Here is a 15,984-nt window from a genome sequence, read left to right as displayed (position 1 = left end):
TTTATCCCCAGTTTTGTATTCTGTACTAAATTGTATCCTTAAATAGCGTGGTAAAAATAAATTGCAGCTGCACATACCAGAATAGTTAAACCCCAGTAAAGACCCACTATTTTCTGTTCAGACATTCCCTTGTAGTTGAGTGTGTGGTGGAGTGGTTCAACTGGTAATTTTATGATATGAGCTCTGTGCATTAAACTCACTATGACTGAAATGATTGGAATTGCTAGTGCAATCACTGCAAAGTATATGACGTTTCCAAGAAATGCTGCTGTGATGTAGCCTGCTCCAAGTGCAAATGAACCTGTGTCACCCATGAATATGCTTGCAGGGTATTTGTTGAACACTAGAAAACCGAAACAGGTACCTGCAAGAACCAAAAATGGAATGGTTCCATCTATGTTTCCAGTGGAAAATGCGAAAATTGCACATGAAGTGGATGCTATTGCAAGTATTCCTGCTGCAAGGCCGTCCATTCCATCAATAAGATTTACAGAGTTTATGGATCCAACGATACCCATTACAATAATGGGGATGATGAACAGTCCTACGTTGATCCCCATAACCGAGGTGCTCACAGCCCCTGAAACAACTAGGAATAATGAAATCAGGATCTGAGCGAATATTTTTTCCCCTTCCCCTATTTCCTTTTTTATTGGAACTTCATCTACAACTTCAACCTTTTCCTCCTCAAGAAGTTTCACAAGATCCTTTTTTGCTTTGGGAGTGGTAACCCTTGCGTTTTCGCCGTGTTTAAGTGTTAATCTGCCTATTTCAACTGGCTGCTGTGATACGTTCCTTATGAGCTTCTGGTACTCCTTAGTTTTAAGGCCGATTAAATCGTCTAATAAACCTATAATTCCGGCAGTCATCATTATTATGGCCGTCAACACCAGGATCTTATTCATGGGGTATGCACATGCCACCAAAAGAAAACCAAGGAGAATTGCAAGTCCCCCCATGGTTGGTGTGCCGGCCTTATGTCTGTGCTCCGTTACAATTGGATTATCTTTAATATCCGCATACCTCAGCGCCCTTCTTATGAAGAAGGTGAAGAACGTGGTTATTATGAATGCAAAAATGAATATGAAAATGCCGGTTTGAATGTTAGTCAAGTTACCACCTTAATATTTTTTTATCTTTTCATTATTAAATAAATTTAAAATCTAAGTAACCAATCATCAATTCCTGTTTTGTTTTTAGGTTTTTTTGAACCTATTATAAAAAATATTCTTAAGAGAAATATCTTCAAGATTTATTTCATTTATTCCGGATTTTTTTAGGATCTACTCCATTTTAAGATCTATCTTCAGGGATTCCGCAATTTTAAAGGTTTCTTCAAGGTTTTTTCCACGGATAGTGACGCGTTCATAGTTTTTAGGGCCATGAACTATCCATGATTCTTCTCCTGAGAAATCTCTAAATTTGTAATTATTTCTCTCACTTTCAAGGGTTCCCACAGGTATTTCAAGCCCTGCAAAATGCTTTAAATGCTTCTGGACCTTTTCAGGATTCCAACAGCCTGCAGCCATATCAACAAGTTCATGTAATGGATTCACACCAGTTGAAGCAGCAGTCATGTATCTGGTTCCACTGGGACGGTTGTTGATTTCAATGATGTTGGTTTCTCTTTTTTCAACATCAAATATTATGTCTATGTCTGCAGTTCCTTCGATACCCATGAGTTCAGCTATCTTTGAAGCCAGTTCCTGAATTTTGAGGTTGTTCTTTTTGTTGTTAACCCCTTCAAGTTCAAGGGGGGCTTTTTTTATCTTATTCAATGGATGAATCCCTTCAACAGTGGTTTCACCTTTGTAAACAGGGACGAGTGGAACAGAAGAACCATTCCACCTTAGAACTTCTATTGAAACCTCGATTCCCTGAAGAAACTCTTCTAAAAATATCTCTTCCATGGAATTCTTTAGCCCTTCTAAACAGTTATCGAGATCAACTCTGGAAGGCAATATCTTTACTCCAGAACCTCCCTGACCTTCTGGTTGTTTTAAAACAACTGGAAAGCTAGTATCAATAATTTCATCTGTTCCTGGCAGAATTTTATGGAATTTCGGTGTTTTTATACCATTTTTAAGGAGGAATTCCTTTGTTTTGAGTTTATCTTTTGCAATGGATGTGGCAGAAACTCCGGATGCCGCAACTGGAATGCCGTGATCTTCTTCAAGTTTCTCCTTCATCTGGGCAACCTCAAGCAAAGGACCGTCAATCCCCATTAAGGGAACAACTGCATCAACATCTTCCCTGATTGCAATGTCCATGGGTTCTTTCATACCCCTTGATACGAGGTAGTGTTTGTCTGCAAGTTCCAGGTTATGGGCTAGAGGATTAGATTCTGTTAAAATAGTTTCCAAGCCATTTTGCTCTGCATAAAAGGCCACATCATCGAAAAGCCGAGCTCCTATAAATAATATCTTCATTTTATCACTGAAATAACTTTAAATCTATTAAAAAGTTTTAATACATATTTACTGATTTTTATAACCATATTTTATGGCCATGTTCTTCTTTTTATCTTAGATCAACCTTTTATTTATAGTGTACAATTTTTTTTAAACAATACTGCTGGTTTTTTTAATGTAAATAATCTTAAAACAAGTGAATATCCTAATTTTAAAGAAAAATAAATAGAAAACAATTTGATCAACGTGTCTAAAATCATGCGTTTAAATCAGCGATCTAAATCAAGTGATTGAGTTGATTTTTCGTTGAGTTGATCCTTCAATTCACCATCCAAAGGATCAATTCTCTAAAAGAAGTTTTAACTCGTAAAATATAGTTTCAACACTTTTTTCAACCTCTTTTGAGATACCTTGACCTAATTCCATGCTTTTTGGTTGGATTCCAATTAAGATCATTTTAGAGTCCACTGCAGACTCAAGGTACTTAATCAGGAATGAAATAGGCATTGCATGTGTTGATATGCTGTAATTTGGAATTTCTTCCTTTTTAACAAGTTTTACATATCCTGGTTCCTTTTCCATTTCAACAGCATCGATGAATATGATGTGGGATGGATTTTCCCTTCTTATGGTTCCTGTGTAGTTTTCAGGTACGTTACCCCCGTTTACAACCACAATATCTTCCTGATGCTGGAAATTAGAGAATAATTTATCGGCTAAAACAGGACCAACAGCATCATCACCTTTCATATCATTTCCAATTCCTAAAATAAATATTTTTTCACGGTTTTTAAGGAAATTCTTAAGATATTCTTTTAATTGAAGCTTCAACACTGTCCAGGCCACCTCCCATAATGTAACTTAACTTGAGTTGAATTGTATCTCCTTCATCAACCTTTATACTCTCGGTTGGAACCACGAGTGGTGGGTTCATCATGGGTGTTGGACCGCAGATAATATTTGGAGTTAAAAGTGTGAACGTTGTTAACTTCACTCCAGAAACAGTTCCCCTTCTATTTATTTTCAGATCCAGTAAAAAATCAACATTTGCATGGATCTTGCCATTTTGGAGTATTTCCCCTTTAAAATCAATTTTATGGTAGCTTAAAAGTTTTCCAAGAACCTGATATTTTGGTTTTAATTCAATAGAATTATCATGATCAGTATTATGAGTTCCGTGAAGGGGTGTATCATAAATATCATCATAAAATAGATGTTCAATATCAGTTGAAACTGGTTCCACACAGTTTATAATGCCATGAGGAATGATTTCTCCGTGGGGCTTCAGTTTTTTTAAAATAGAATTGAGAACAGGAATTTGTTCTTCGTCTATGAGTGCTGTATCCAGCATTTCACAGATTATGAGATCCGCCTTTTTTGGAAAATTAAGATTTTTGGCATCTGCACAGATCACTTCAATGTTCTTAAAGGATTTAAGTTGGGATCGTGTGTTTTCTGCAACTTTTGAGTTTATTTCAATGGAATAAACGAAGTCTGCATACGGGGCGGCCCATTTTGATAGAATTCCAGAACCGGCCCCTATATCGTATACAGTTCCCTTCGCCTTTTTTATTATGGCTTCATAAAAGCCAGCCAGTCTTTCAGTGTCTGATGTTAAATTGTGGTGATAAGATGTTTCATACATTTTTAATCGTTAATTTTTTTGATTATCCACTTTTTCTATCCCTCACCATTTCAGACGGAATTAACTTTTGTCTATTTTTTCGCCGCTGGCTGTGCTTGTGAGTTTCACATGTTCCACGCCTTTGAGCCTCATTATTTTCTCTGTTAGGTCGCGGATGTATTTTACATCGCCTTTAACAACGATGACTTCAAGACAGTATTTTTCTGTCATGTGGACGTGCATAACTGCGTTTATGTAATCCCTGTAGTCGTGCTGGATGTCTGTTAAGTCTTCCATGACACCGGTGTAATGGTGGTCGTATATAACAGCGATGATTCCTATCCTGTCACCTTCCATCTCGTTCATCCACTGGTATCTCACTATATAATCCTTTAGGGCATCTCTAATTCCTTTTGATCTGGATTGGTATCCCCTATCCTTTAATACCTCGTCAAACTCATTCAAAAGTTTCTTCGGCAATGACATACTTATTCTCATCACAATTTTTCCTCCATTTTTAGATATTACCATAATACGATTTTAGTACTATTTAAAGCTTGTCTTTCCTTCACAATATTGCTTGCTGAAAACAATATCTGTGTCATACTTTCATATGGTTGTCTGCATATATAATACTTATTACTTTTCCATGATTTTTTTACTATTAATTTTTTTAAAATTAAAAAAATTAAAAAATAAGTGACGTACTAAGAAATGTAAACTTAAATCAGGCCTTTCTAACATATTCGTAAGATATTAAATTGGGGTAAGATATTAATTGGAAGTAGTGAATACTATAACTGGTAAATAGTTTGTTGAGTTTCTTATGTTGAAGGTAGAAACTACTAGTTCCCACAGTATAAATGAAGGAAGTGGTAAAATGAAAGTTAAAGAAGCCATGAATTTGGGTGTTATCACTATCAGTGCAGATACAAGACCATTGGAAGCATTTGAAAAGATGTACAAAGAGGGTGTAAGAAGACTTTTTGTAATGGATGAATATGGAAAACCCGAGGGTGTGATCTCGTACTCTGATCTGGTGGGTGTTCTTGGTAGTATACGACCAACAAACAAAGAGGCAGGATCACTTGAAATTAAGGATATCATGTCTGAAAATGTCATAACCATAGATGCAGACGATCAAATAGAAGATGCTGCAAATCTAATGTTAAGGGCTGATGTTTCAGGACTTCTGGTTATGGAGGGTGAAAAACCTGTAGGTGTGATTACAAAAACAGATATCTGTAGAATGGTTGCAGCTGAACTTCTTGTTCCTGTTTAAATTTCACATCTTCTTTATATCTCTGATTTTTTTTGCATTATTTTTTTTTATCTGCTTTTTTTTTGTTCTAATTCATTAGAAATCAAATTCTATAAAAAATTAACTTAAGATGTTATTCATCTATTTCATTTATTTCTCTTTTTTTATTATAATACACTCTTTAATCATGTAAATGGCTTCAAAATTTAATTAAGCTCATATTAATTAAGCTCATATTAATTAAGCTCATATTAATTAAGCTCATATTAATTAAGCTCATATTAATTAAGCTCATATTAATTAAGCTTATATTAATGTAAGCTCATAATGTACAAAATTTGATAAAATAACATTGATGTGGGAAATGATAATTCAAACGTTGATCTTCCCTTAATAAAAAAGAGGATCCCACACAGTTTAATTGAAATTGAAGCGTACTGAATTTAAAGTTTGAATAAAAAAGTATTAAAAATGCGGCTGCCGGGATTTGAACCCGGGTCGTAGGCTTGGAAGGCCCAAGTCCTAACCAGACTAGACTACAACCGCAATGCGACGTCCGGGATTTGAACCCGGGTCACTAGCGTGGCAGGCTAGTGTCTTAACCAAGCTGGACTAACGTCGCAGTAGTGCTTTTACCGCATACCATGGTTTTGGCTTTATACTATATAAGCTTTTAGGTTTTGAAGGGGTTAACTCTATTAAAGCATGGTTTAAAATTATTGAAGATCTCAACGCATTAAAAATCAACCTTTTATAATCCATTCCAAATTTCCTAATTTTTTTCCACTAAATTTTTATTAAACTCCATAATAACCTTTTTTGGCTTTTAAACGTATTTATACATGAGAAATTTTAATGAAATCAATGAATTCAAGAAAAAATTATATACAACAACCTTCAAATAGTAAAAAGTTCAAGTCGAATAAGATCAATTCATTATCTTATTATCAATCTGTTTAAGGTGATTAACCAAATTAATCCATTAAACTTTGTTTAAAGGATTTTAAAGATGTATAATCTAATTATAATTTAATTATAATTTTTTAAGGATTTAACTGGGACATATACCTTTTAAATTTATTAAAACTTATTGAAGGTGATTTTAACCATGTACACAGTAATAATGGGTGGTGGGAGAGTAGGACTGGCCCTTGCATCAGCCCTGGTTTCAGTTGGTCACGATGTGACACTGATTGAAAATGATGAAAATCTATGTGCAAATGCTGCAGCAGGGCTGGACGCCCTGGTCATATGTGGTAATGGAACAGATACAAAGACCCTCGAAGAAGCTAATATAAGAGATGCTGATGTTTTTGTAGCAGCCACAGGAAATGATGAAGCTAATCTGCTTTCATGCATTCTTGTGAAGGATTACAACATTAAAAAGGTCATAGCAAGGGTCAGCAACCCTGACCATGAGGAAGCCTTCAAAAAAGTGGGCATAGATGATGTTATAAGTCCGGAACTTACAGCTGCAGGTTACCTTGAAAAACTCATAACAAGACCCAAGATAGCAGATCTCATAGTTATTGGGAAGGGAAATGCAGAACTACTGGATATAAGTGTTAACAACAAGAAAGTTATAGGAAAAAGAATAGGTGATTTAAGCCCTACAGATAACTACATAATATCTGCGATATACAAAAACGGTGAAATAACCATTCCAACTGAAGATATGGTCCTGGCTGAAGGCGATAAAATTTCAATTCTGGTTAAAAGCCCTGCAGTAAAGGATGTAACCAGTAAATTCACCAAGTAACTCCATATATAATTCAATGCAGTAAAAAAAATAATATACTAAAAAAATAGTTCTAAGAATTTAATGGATTGCATCTGATGATCTGTGTAATCCATCTAGTTTTCAACAGTGTTATCTTCTAAAATACTTAGATCAACGTTTTTTTCGAATATCTCTGCTAAACGGTCTATGGAAAACTGTCTTAGATCCTGGAAATTATCAGTTGCGAATCCAAGGCTTTCAATCCCCTTTGAAGTTCGCAGGTAATCTGTAAAAACCCTTCTGAAATGGAAATTGTGAAATATGCCATGGAAGTATGTTCCTGCAGTCAAACCTTCAACAGCACCGTCGTATCCTGAGTTTGGGAAGTTTCCACATCCTTCAACAACTCTGAATAAAGGTTTAGATCCTTTAAGGACAGTTAAACCTTCATGAAGTTCATAACCTTTTACACTATCTCCCTTGAGGGATTTGAACAAGCCACCACCAAGTGATTCACCCAAGCTTTGGGTGATAATTTTATCAACATTATCAAAGCTGGTATTTACATCCAAAAGTCCAATACCTTTTATATCGCCGTGTTTAGATTCTTTCAGTGATTTGTCAATGATTTTTGCCCCGAGCATCTGGTAACCTCCACAGATGCCAAAAACAGGGATGTCACGGGATAAACTGGATATTTCATCTGTAAAACCTGCTTCTTTAAGGGCTAAAAGATCGCTTACTGTGTTTCTGGTTCCTGGGATTATGATGGCATCAACATCTCCAATATGGCCTCCAACTTCAACGAGCTTTATTCCAAGGTCTGGCTCGTATTCAAGGGGATCTATGTCTGTGAAGTTGGATATTCTGGGCAGTCTCATAACTCCCACTGTTATTTTTTCATTTTTTGCGTATTTATGCTCTGAAAGTGATGCAGAATCCTCTTCTGGAAGTTTTAAGCTGTCGTCATATGGAAGAACTCCCAGAACTGGAACACCCACTATCTCTTCTATCTGACGAATTCCTGGCATTAAAATATCTAAATTTCCACGGAACTTGTTTATTATTATTCCTTTGATCCTGTTTCTATCATCTTCAGGTAGTAATGAAAATGTGCCTGCAATGGATGCGAAAACACCACCCCTATCAATATCTGCAACCAGAATAACATCAGCATCTGCTATGCGGGCTATCTGCATGTTTGCAAGATCTTTATCCAACATGTTTATTTCAGCAGGGGATCCAGCTCCTTCAATGACTAGTACTTCATAATCTTTTTTCAGGGATTCAAGGGAGGTTTTAATTGCCTTTAAAGCTTCTTCCCTGAAGTTGTTCTGGTAGTGGTAGAAGTTCATGTCTCCAGCGGGCTTTCCATGAACTATAACTTGGGATATAAAGTCTTCCTTAGGTTTGAGAAGAATAGGGTTCATGTTGTAGGAGGGTTCCACCCCTGCAGCTTCGGCCTGGAGAACCTGGGCCATTGCAATCTCTGCATTTTCATAGGTTGTATATGAGTTCAGGGACATGTTCTGTGATTTGAAAGGTGCAACTCTGTAACCTCTTTTTGAGAATATTCTGCAGAGTGCTGCAACAGCAACGCTTTTACCTGCGTTGGACGATGTTCCCTGTATCATTATGCATTTGGTTTTATCTTTTGAAGCCAAAGTTAAATCCCCTTGAAATTAGTTATTTTCATGTTCATCTCCATTAAATATTCAATAAATTTAAATATGCGATATATTTAGGAGTTCATATTTTAAGATTAGTTAAGATTAGAATTCACTTAAATCAGAATTATTTAAATCGAAATTTCGTTTAGATAATAGTCACTTCCTTATTTATAAATAACTTTTTGAGATCTGTGTTGGGGGATCAATGATTTTATATACTTGAAGTTATTAAAATAGGAAAAAAGTTTTTTGTTAATAGTTTTTATTATTTCTAAAATAAAAAAGGATAAAAAAAGGAAGTATTGAAACAAAAAAATAAGGAATTAGTGGATTGTTAACAAACCTTAAGATGGGAATATATAAAAAAAGGAAATAAAACCATTAATATTTCCTATAAATTGAAAAATAAGGCCTAAAATTTTTAAATACAAATCTACATATATAAGGTTATATATAATAAATAGAGTATAACAAACTAAAGTTACGTTAATTTTTTTTATTCAATGTAAAATTCAGGAGGTTGTCATAGATTATGGCAAATTCAAATTTAAATTCAACCAATTTAAATTCAACCAGTCCAGCACCAGATTCATCCGAAGATAAACTGGATTCCAGTAGTTACAAAACTTCTGAAGATATAGATGTCCCTGAGAGGATCATAGACCAGATCATAGGTCAGGAAGAAGCTGTTGAAACGATCAAAAAAGCAGCAAAACAGAGGAGAAATGTTCTCTTAATTGGAGAACCTGGTATAGGTAAATCCATGTTGGCCAAAGGAATGGCTGAACTTCTCCCTCCAGAAGAACTACAGGACATACTTGTCTATCCAAATATGGAAGATAACCAAAACCCCCTTATAGGTGTAATGCCTTCTGGAGAAGGTAAAAATGTGGTTATGAATTACAAGGTTAAATCCAAGGGACAGGAAGAGAAAAAGAACATGTTCATGATGCTCATGATAGTGTTGATCATGATCGTTGGATTTGCACTCAACCAGTTCTTAGTTGCAATAATTGCTGCAGCATTCGTTTTCCTTGCACTTCAGCAGATGAAACCAAGAAGCTCAATAATGGTTCCAAAACTTCTTGTAAGTGCTGAAAACAAAAAAACTGCACCTTTCGTTGATGCAACAGGTGCACATGCAGGAGCACTTCTAGGTGATGTGAGACACGACCCATACCAGTCAGGAGGTCTTGGAACACCCGCCCATGAACGTGTTGAAGCAGGAATGATTCACCGTTCCAACAAGGGGGTTCTTTACATAGACGAAATAGGAACCCTGAAACCTAAAACCCAGCAGGAACTCTTAACTGCAATGCAGGAAAAGAGATACTCCATAACGGGTCAGAGCGAAACCAGTAGTGGAGCAATGGTACGTTCACAGCCAGTTCCATGTGATTTTGTCCTGGTTGCATCCGGAAACCTTCAGGTGCTTGAGGGCATGCACATAGCCCTCAGGTCAAGGATACGTGGATATGGTTACGAAGTTTTCATGAAGGACAGCATGCCTGACACACCTGAAAACAGGGACAAACTTGTCCAGTTCATTGCACAGGAAGTTAAAAAAGATGGTAGAATACCTCACTTCGATAAAGAAGCTGTAGCTGAGGTTATAAGGGAGGCTCAAAGAAGGGCTGGTAAAAAAGATGTATTAACCTTGAGGTTAAGGGATTTAGGTGGCCTTGTAAGGGCTGCAGGTGACATAGCAAAAGGGGAAAATGCAAATGTTGTCACTGTGGATCATGTTATAAATGCTAAACAACTTGCAAGAACACTTGAACAGCAGATAGCAGACCGTTACATAGTCCAGAGAAAAGAGTACAGTGTTTTCAAAACAGAGGGCACAGAGGTTGGTAGGGTCAATGGTTTGGCAATAATTGGTGATAGAAGTGGTATAGTTCTTCCAATAGCTGCTGAAGCTGCACCAGCACAGAGTACAGAGGAAGGCAGGATCATTGCAACAGGTAAACTTGGAGAAATAGCCAAGGAAGCTGTTCAAAACGTCAGTGCACTCATTAAGAAAAACACAGGAACCAACATATCCAAGTACGACATACACATACAGTTCCTTCAGGCCTACGATGGTGTGGAAGGTGACAGTGCAAGTGTTTCAGTTGCAACATCAGTTGTTTCTGCACTTGAAAACATACCAGTTGACCAGTCAGTTGCATTAACAGGATCACTGAGCGTAAGGGGAGATGTTTTACCGGTTGGCGGAGTAACAGGCAAAATTGAAGCTGCAGCTCAATCAGGTATTAAAAAGGTTTTAATCCCTAAATCCAACATGGATGATGTGTTCCTGGAAGACAGGTACAAAAATGAAATTGAAGTCATACCTGTTGAAACACTCAGCGAAGTTCTTGAACACGCCCTGATTGGGAAGGGTAAAAAAGGCCTTATTGAAAAAATGCGAAGAGTAACTGAAATGGTTCCAAAGGGCATAATCAAAAGCCCAACAGTGAACTAGGTGAATTAAAAGGAATTTAACTAAGGGGACTTTTAATTTTTCCCCTATTTTAATTCTTTTTTTAATATTTTTGTGGTGAATTGGTGCTACTGATAAGGTAGTCTAATTTTAATTGATAAAGTCACAAATTTTGTGTGGATTATAAATATTATAATCCTCAAATATCAATAAATAAGATTGAACTATAGATATTATTAAAGAAAATTATACTCAATAATGAAAATCTAGATACAACTTTTCATTTTAGTGAAGATATGGTGGAACCTAAAACTACCAAATTCGAATTTTAATGTAAATTTTAATAGGTTTATTAAACATATTTAATTGTAATTAACCTTGCAACCCCACGAGATAATTCAAGGTTTTAACAATCATAACATTCTTGAAATAAAAAAATAAAGGACAATAAAACATGAAAAAACTTAACTTTAAAGATTTAGACATATCCGTTGAATTAGAGCGGGCTGTTGCAGACATGGGCTTTGAAGAAGCCACACCTATCCAGTCACTTGCCATACCGCACGTGCTCAACGGTAAAGATGTCATCGGCCAGGCACAAACAGGTACAGGAAAAACAGCTGCATTTGGAATTCCAATTCTTGAAAATGTTGATCCAAGCAACAAGAAGCTGCAGGCTGTTATTTTATGTCCAACAAGGGAACTTGCAATCCAAGTAGCAGAGGAACTTAGGAAACTCTCAAAATACATGAAGAAAATTAAAGTACTTCCAATATATGGTGGACAACCAATAGACAGGCAGATCAACGCCCTTAAAAAAGGAGTGCAGATCATAATAGGAACACCAGGACGTGTAATGGATCACATGGGACGAAGAACCCTTGACATGAGCAGCGTTAAAATGATGGTCCTTGACGAAGCTGATGAAATGCTTGACATGGGTTTCAGAGAAGACATAGAATTCGTTTTAAGCGAAATGCCTGAGGAAAGACAGACCTTACTCTTCTCAGCAACCATGTCCCGTGACATTCTCAACTTAACACGCAGGTACCTGGAAGACCCAGAATTCCTTAAAGTGGTTCATCAGGAATTAACAGTACCTGAGATCCAGCAGATATACTTCGAAGTCAAGGAGAAAATGAAACTTGAGGTTCTATCACGTCTTCTGGATATACACAACTTCCAGTTATCACTTGTTTTCTGTAACACCAAAAGAAGGGTTGACAAACTTGTTACACACCTTCAGATAAGGGGATATGCTGCAGACGGTCTTCATGGTGATATGACCCAGAACCAGAGGGACAGGGTAATGTCCAAGTTCAGAAACGGAAAAGTGGAAGTTCTGGTTGCAACAGATGTTGCTGCAAGGGGAATTGACGTTGAAAATGTTGAAGCGGTCTTCAATTACGACGTGCCTAACGATGATGAATATTACGTCCACAGGATAGGAAGAACTGGTAGGGCTGGTAAGACTGGAATGGCATTTACCTTTGTTTCTGGAAAGGAGATATATCAGCTCAGGGACATACAGAAGTACACCAAAACCAAGATAGAACAGCAACAGATACCTTCAGTCAAGGATGTTCAAGAAATAAAAACCAACAAATTCCTTGAAAGGATCAAGCACGTTATGAACACAGATGATCTTGAGAAGGAGGTTCGTTTAGTTGAAAAGATGATGGAAGAAGATTACAGTTCAGTTGAAATGGCTGCAGCTCTTCTAAAAATCGTCATGACAAGGGAAAGTCCTTCTAATGCTCCAAATGAAGAAGAATTTGGAGACACAGGAGCTGCACCAGGAATGGTCAGATTCTTCATCAACATCGGCCGTAAACAGAGGATCAAAGCCAAAGATGTTGTTAAAGCCATAGCTGAACAAACCGGCCTTTCAAGTTCAAACATTGGTAAAATAGACATATTTGACAAGTTCTCCTTTGTTGAAGTTCCAGAGGCAAGTGCAAGTGAAGTGTTCTCCCTCATGAACAGTGCCAGGATCAAGGGAAAATCCATCAACATAGAACCTGCAAATAAAAGGGAATAAAAGAAATAAACTAAGGGAGAATAAAACCTACAAGTTTTACTCCTTTAATTTTCAATTTATTTCAATTTATTGTATTAATAATTCATTAAAATCAACTAATTAAGCCAGAAACAATCTATTTTTTTATTATATCTATTTTTCATATTATATCACTGAAGTTCAGTATTGAAAAAAACGATTGAAACGATTATGAACAGTACTATAATCTGTTACTCATCATTATTTACAAAAATTAATTATGTAAGGTTAGATCAAGTTTAACATTAAATTCATGTAAATTAATGCGCAGTGTATCTGCACTTCAAAACATTTCAATGTTTTTTTCAATTTGGAGGAAATTATCATGATTAAAAAAGCAGATTTAAATGGTAAATGGCAGAGTAAAGAATCTGAAACCCTTAAAAACCCTGATGGAACAGTTATGTACATAAAGAGAGAAGCAGTGTTTTCAGAGGATTCATGGGAAATATTGATCAAAACATTTATGGATGAGGCTGCTGAAGTCCCTCTTTTCACGGTACGTGCCAACGGCAGCTACAAATTAGGTGAAGAATCTGATGATGTGCCGAGTGCAACATGTGTTGATTTTGAGAACACTGCAAGATACGTCACACCAAACAACGGATCCATGGCTGAAATGCTGAACCATGCAGCCGTAGGTAAGGTAGGATGGAAAGTGAATGTTGAACAGGATGTGAGTAAAGAGGGCTGCTTTTTGGTGCCTTCCATTGAAAACTGCCCTGTGGAGTATGATCTCCTTAAAATTGTGACGGGTGAAGTGGAGAGAGAAGAACTTTACTTTGGAGATTACACACCTGAACAGAGGGAAGATATGCAAAAAGCTTCTAAAAATAGTAAAAATGGATTTGAAGCGTCTCAAGGTATATGTGCACCTGAAAACAGACCACAAACCCTTATTGAATTCCCACTTCTCAGGGTTTAATCAAGATTTCATTCTTACAGGAATCTTTCCTTATTTTATCCTTATTTATTTTATTAAATTATTCGTTTTATTAATATATTTTTAAATAAAACAATTTTTAGAAATATTACTGCAATGGCAGTGATTTTAAGGAGTTAATTTCTTATTTTAAAACTAGTACTTATTTATAATGATATTATGGCTTAAAAATGACATTGGAATGTAAAAAAAGGGAATTTTAAATGTTTTAAATTTCCCTGAGCTTTTGAGCAACGATTCCTGCAATGGAAACAGTGCTGACATCGGATCGGAGGGTGTCTGTCCCTATAACATCGTCCACTCCTGCAGCGAATATTTTCAGGAGTGCATCGCCCACGAGGACAGGGTGGACGCAGCTCACAACAACACTCTCTGCACCATGTTTCCTTAAAATATTTGTAGCGTTAACTATTGTACCACCTGTGCTTATGATGTCATCAATTATCACAGTGTCTCTGCCTTTAACATCCATGTTTTTAGGTTTGGTTTCAACCTTTTCTGGTGATATTCTGGTTTTCTCCATGTGGTCACACTCACAGCCTAAAATTCCTGCAATTTCCTCTGCAAAGCTGAGAGCACCTTTATCAGGGGCAACGATAACAGGATCTTCAAATTTTGCACCGATGTGTTCTGCAAGGGGTTGCATTGCTGAAAGGTTGTGCACTGGAATGTCAAAAAAGTCCCGGATATCATCTTCATGCAGGTTAACACACAGAAGCTCAGATGCACCACAAAATTCGATCATATCTGCCATTATAGATGCTGAAACTGCTTCAAAATCTTTAAATCTTCGCTCTTGCCTCCCATATCCGAAGTAGGGTATCACAACCTTAACATCTTCCACAGCCATATCTTGGAGGGTTTTGAGGATTAAAAAAAGTTCTATAAGGTTTTCATCCTGAGGATAACCTGTTGATTGAACAACAACAGCACCATCCTCCACATCCTCTTTTATGCGAAGGTATCTTTCTCCGTCAGGAAATTTACGAGTTTCCACGGGACATAAAGTGTCTTCAAGTTCCCATGCAATTTTTGCAGCCAATTTTTGTGAAGCAGATCCACCTATTATCAAAATAACCACCTGTAACAATTTATATCATCATTGTAAACTTCAAATATCATGTTCTTAACTTATTAAAACCATTGTTTATGAATTTTTGGTTAAACAATTACAAGATGATAAAATAATGGATCTCCCAGTACTGGAATTGGTAATCCATTCAATCCATTAAATAATATATTTTAAAAAAATATTTGTTAAATTTATTAATGAGATTCCTCTAATAGTAGGATTATCTAGGATCACGATCCCTAATATTTATAGAAATTATGGATCAAAACAAAATTATGATAAATGAGGTGGCAGGATGCATGAACTTTCAATGGCTGACGCTATGGTTAAAACAATTCTGGACGTTGCAGAGAAAAATGATGCTACAGAGATAATTGAAGCTACCGTAGAAGTTGGAAAACTTACAATGCTCAATCCAGAGCAGCTTAAATTTCTTTTAGATGTTCTAGTTGAAAACACACTGCTTGAAAATGCAACTATCAACATAGAAGAAGTTTCAGTCGAAATTAAATGTAATTCATGTGATTACACTGGACCTGCAAATATGGATGATTCAGATCATTACATGGCAATTGTTAAATGTCCTGAATGTAGTGAACGAGATTTAGAAATAACTGCAGGACGGGAATGTAACGTTAAGAACATTAAAATAGAAAAAGAAGATGATTAAGATTCATTAAACATTAATTTAGATACATTTCACATGCTGTAACGATCAGATGTGGATTTTGGTTTGATTTTAAAGAATAAAAATTTTAAATAATTAATCTAAATAATTAAAGATTCTAAGTAACTTAAA

13 protein-coding genes and 2 tRNA genes are annotated in these 15,984 nt (G+C 36.2%); 6 read left to right on the top strand and 9 right to left on the bottom strand.

Going from position 1 to position 15,984, the window contains the following annotated elements; all coding sequences use genetic code 11:
- Nucleotides 1–38 precede the first annotated feature (38 nt).
- The 5 genes from J2756_RS03830 to nikR all read right to left on the bottom strand — a co-directional run bounded on the left by J2756_RS03830 (nucleotide 39) and on the right by nikR (nucleotide 4,533).
- Nucleotides 39–1,112, bottom strand: a complete 1,074-nt coding sequence (locus J2756_RS03830; RefSeq protein WP_209582765.1) for a glycosyltransferase family 4 protein — start codon at nucleotides 1,110–1,112, stop codon at nucleotides 39–41.
- Between the two features lie 171 nt (nucleotides 1,113–1,283).
- Nucleotides 1,284–2,429 carry an ATP-grasp domain-containing protein gene (locus J2756_RS03825; protein ID WP_209582763.1) on the bottom strand — a complete coding sequence of 382 codons (1,146 nt, stop codon included), beginning with the start codon at nucleotides 2,427–2,429 and terminating at the stop codon, nucleotides 1,284–1,286.
- A 321-nt stretch (nucleotides 2,430–2,750) separates the two neighbouring features.
- A complete protein-coding gene (gene hycI, locus J2756_RS03820; protein ID WP_342593098.1) occupies nucleotides 2,751–3,245 on the bottom strand; it encodes a hydrogenase maturation peptidase HycI in 495 nt (164 codons plus the stop codon).
- Nucleotides 3,214–4,056, bottom strand: a complete 843-nt coding sequence (locus J2756_RS03815) for a methyltransferase domain-containing protein (protein WP_209582760.1) — start codon at nucleotides 4,054–4,056, stop codon at nucleotides 3,214–3,216. Before J2756_RS03815 ends, hycI begins: the two co-directional genes overlap by 32 nt.
- A 60-nt stretch (nucleotides 4,057–4,116) precedes the next feature.
- The gene (gene nikR / locus J2756_RS03810; protein ID WP_209583196.1) at nucleotides 4,117–4,533 is read right to left on the bottom strand and encodes a nickel-responsive transcriptional regulator NikR; all 417 of its coding nucleotides are present in this window, start codon (nucleotides 4,531–4,533) and stop codon (nucleotides 4,117–4,119) included.
- A gap of 382 nt (nucleotides 4,534–4,915) precedes the next feature.
- Here nikR and J2756_RS03805 point away from each other — a divergent pair, with 382 nt between their 5' ends.
- Nucleotides 4,916–5,317 carry a CBS domain-containing protein gene (locus J2756_RS03805; protein WP_209582758.1) on the top strand — a complete coding sequence of 134 codons (402 nt, stop codon included), beginning with the start codon at nucleotides 4,916–4,918 and terminating at the stop codon, nucleotides 5,315–5,317.
- Nucleotides 5,318–5,768: 451 nt separating this feature from the next.
- Here the strand turns inward: J2756_RS03805 and J2756_RS03800 are convergent.
- Nucleotides 5,769–5,842 (bottom strand) — tRNA-Gly (locus tag J2756_RS03800).
- Nucleotides 5,843–5,844: 2 nt separating this feature from the next.
- A tRNA-Gly gene (locus tag J2756_RS03795) sits at nucleotides 5,845–5,918 on the bottom strand.
- A gap of 486 nt (nucleotides 5,919–6,404) precedes the next feature.
- On the opposite strand from J2756_RS03795, the gene J2756_RS03790 reads away from it, so the two are divergent.
- Nucleotides 6,405–7,055 carry a potassium channel family protein gene (locus J2756_RS03790; protein WP_209582747.1) on the top strand — a complete coding sequence of 217 codons (651 nt, stop codon included), beginning with the start codon at nucleotides 6,405–6,407 and terminating at the stop codon, nucleotides 7,053–7,055.
- Between the two features lie 95 nt (nucleotides 7,056–7,150).
- Here the strand turns inward: J2756_RS03790 and cobQ are convergent, their stop codons facing one another.
- Nucleotides 7,151–8,650: a cobyric acid synthase CobQ gene (gene cobQ / locus J2756_RS03785; protein ID WP_209583195.1), complete on the bottom strand. Its 1,500-nt coding sequence runs from the start codon at nucleotides 8,648–8,650 to the stop codon at nucleotides 7,151–7,153.
- Between the two features lie 568 nt (nucleotides 8,651–9,218).
- On the opposite strand from cobQ, the gene lonB reads away from it, so the two are divergent.
- From lonB to J2756_RS03770, 3 genes are all read left to right on the top strand, one after another.
- Nucleotides 9,219–11,153 carry an ATP-dependent protease LonB gene (gene lonB / locus J2756_RS03780; RefSeq protein WP_209582745.1) on the top strand — a complete coding sequence of 645 codons (1,935 nt, stop codon included), beginning with the start codon at nucleotides 9,219–9,221 and terminating at the stop codon, nucleotides 11,151–11,153.
- Nucleotides 11,154–11,565: 412 nt separating this feature from the next.
- Nucleotides 11,566–13,152: a DEAD/DEAH box helicase gene (locus tag J2756_RS03775; RefSeq protein ID WP_209582744.1), complete on the top strand. Its 1,587-nt coding sequence runs from the start codon at nucleotides 11,566–11,568 to the stop codon at nucleotides 13,150–13,152.
- Between the two features lie 328 nt (nucleotides 13,153–13,480).
- On the top strand, nucleotides 13,481–14,095 hold the full coding sequence (locus tag J2756_RS03770; protein ID WP_342593097.1) for a hypothetical protein: 615 nt from the start codon (nucleotides 13,481–13,483) through the stop codon (nucleotides 14,093–14,095).
- A 226-nt stretch (nucleotides 14,096–14,321) separates the two neighbouring features.
- Here the strand turns inward: J2756_RS03770 and J2756_RS03765 are convergent, their stop codons facing one another.
- Complete coding sequence (locus J2756_RS03765) at nucleotides 14,322–15,185, bottom strand: ribose-phosphate diphosphokinase (protein WP_209582739.1); 864 nt, start codon at nucleotides 15,183–15,185, stop codon at nucleotides 14,322–14,324.
- Nucleotides 15,186–15,480: 295 nt separating this feature from the next.
- On the opposite strand from J2756_RS03765, the gene hypA reads away from it, so the two are divergent.
- A complete protein-coding gene (gene hypA / locus J2756_RS03760; protein WP_209582738.1) occupies nucleotides 15,481–15,855 on the top strand; it encodes a hydrogenase maturation nickel metallochaperone HypA in 375 nt (124 codons plus the stop codon).
- Nucleotides 15,856–15,984 lie beyond the last annotated feature (129 nt).

It is taken from the genome of Methanobacterium aggregans, assembly GCF_017874455.1.
Classification (GTDB): Archaea; Methanobacteriota; Methanobacteria; order Methanobacteriales; family Methanobacteriaceae; genus Methanobacterium_C; species Methanobacterium_C aggregans.
This window is presented reverse-complemented; position numbering and strand designations above follow the sequence as displayed.